The organism is Streptomyces sp. KLMMK, from assembly GCF_036961605.1.
GTDB classification, from domain to species: domain Bacteria; phylum Actinomycetota; class Actinomycetes; order Streptomycetales; family Streptomycetaceae; genus Streptomyces; species Streptomyces telluris.
The window spans coordinates 1-1,900 of record NZ_JBAMDC010000681.1 but is presented as its reverse complement, the minus strand read 5'-3'; the positions used below and the strand labels follow the sequence as shown (position 1 = coordinate 1,900).

Here is a 1,900-nt window from a genome sequence, read left to right as displayed (position 1 = left end):
CGCACCCAGCACCGCGCCCGCCGCGATGGCAGCTGCACCGCGCAACCGCCGCCGCAGCACGGGCCCGGCCCTCACCGGGGCTCCCCGGTGAACGCGGGCTCGCTCCCGGTGCCGGTGCCGGTGTCAGTGCCGCCGTCGGTTTCGGCCCGGTAGCCGGCGGCCTGGAGGGCGAACAGGCGCGCGTAGCGGCCGCCGGAGCCGATCAGCTCGGCGTGCGGGCCCTGTTCCACGACGCGGCCGTCCTCCAGGACGGCGATGACGTCGGCGTCGCGCACCGCGCCCAGGCGGTGGGAGATGAGGAGGCTGGTCCGCTCGCCGCGGTGCCGCCGCAACGCGGTGTGGATCTCGTGCTCCGCCTCGGCGTCGAGTCCCGCCGACGGCTCGTCGAGGATCATCAGGTCGCGCTGGTCCCGCAGGAACGCGCGGGCGAGCGCGAGCCGCTGCCGCTGGCCGCCGGAGAGGACCACACCCGTCTCCGGGTTGTCCTTGTCGGACTCCATGAAGAACCTCCGCGACAGCAGCGTGTCGTACCCGTACGGCAGGCCGGCGAGCTTGGCGTGGATTCCGGCGCGCCCCGCGGCCGCCTCGATCCGCGGGCGGTCGCCGAGCGCCGCGAGGTCGCCGAGGGCGATGTTCTCCGCCGCCGTCATGTCGTAGTGCATGTAGTCCTGGAACACCGCGCCGATACGCCGCCGCAGCTCCGCCACGTCGACCGTACGGATGTCCACGCCGTCCCACAGGATCGCGCCGCGCTCGGGGTCGTAGAACCGGCACAGCAGCTTCACCAGCGTGGACTTGCCGGCGCCGTTGAGCCCGACGAGGGCCAGCACCTCGCCCCGGCGCAGCCGCAGGCTGGCGCCCCGCAGCACCCATGGGTGTTCACCGGAGTACCGGAACCACACGTCGCGCAGCTCGATGCCGTGGGTCAGCGGCGGCAGTGCGACCGGCTGCCGGGGCTCGGGCAGGTCCGGGCCGGCCCCCGCGACCACGAGGTAGTGGTCGAACATCAGCAAGGCCTGGTGCGAGCGGGCCACTTCGCTCGCCAGGGTGGCCAGCGCGCCCTGGATGCCCGCCACCGCGGCCACGAACATGACGACGTCGCCCGCCGACAGGGTGCCGGCGTGCGCGGCGGCCACCGCCCACAGCAGTCCGCCGCCGGAGACGAGGGCGGCCAGCAGCCCCAGCCCGGACTGGACGACGGCCTCCCGCCGGTCCACCGCGCGCTTGGCGGCGTCGGCCGTACGCCGGTCGGCCAGCATCCGCCCCCGCAGGAACGCGCCGATGCCGAAGAGCCGTATCTCCTTGGCCGCTTCGACGCTCGACAGCAGCTCGCTGTAGAACATCTGCCGGCGCTCGACCGGGCCGACGTCCCACAGTGTGCGCGCCTTGCGCCGCGCCATGGCGACCTCGGACACCAGCGTGGGCACCGCGGCGCCCAGCACCAGGGCGGTCATCCACGGGCTCAGCAGGGAGAGGGAGCCGAGGAAGCCGCCGATGGTGAGGGCGCTGCGGGCGATGCCGACGGCCCCGTCGACGGCCTGGTTGGGCGTGCCGCCGCCGGAGCTCTGCGCGAGCCGCAGCCGGTCCAGGAAGCGCGGGTCCTCGAAGCGCCCCAGGCCGGCGAAGCCCTCCACGGCCGTGAACAGCCGGTCGTCGGCGAGCAGTCCGACCCTGCGGTCGAGTTCGCGCCGCAAGTACTGGCTGATCTGCGGCACGACCGCGATGACGGTCCCGGCCGCCGCGAGTCCTGCGCCCAGGCCCACCAGCGTGCCGAGGGAGGCGCCCGACCCCAGCCCGTCGAGCATCAGCTTGGTCAGCCAGGCGGTGACCACGGGGAGGGCGCCGGCCATCAGCGTCAGCACCAGGTAGCAGCCGAGGGCCGCGGGAGCCGCGCTCGCCA

1 protein-coding gene is annotated in these 1,900 nt (G+C 74.7%); it reads right to left on the bottom strand.

What is annotated here, in order from left to right; all coding sequences use genetic code 11:
- Window positions 1-71: 71 nt before the first annotated feature.
- Window positions 72-1,900 (bottom strand): ABC transporter ATP-binding protein (locus V7793_RS37080; RefSeq protein ID WP_336014083.1); only part of this gene is annotated, 1,829 nt, incomplete at its 5' end.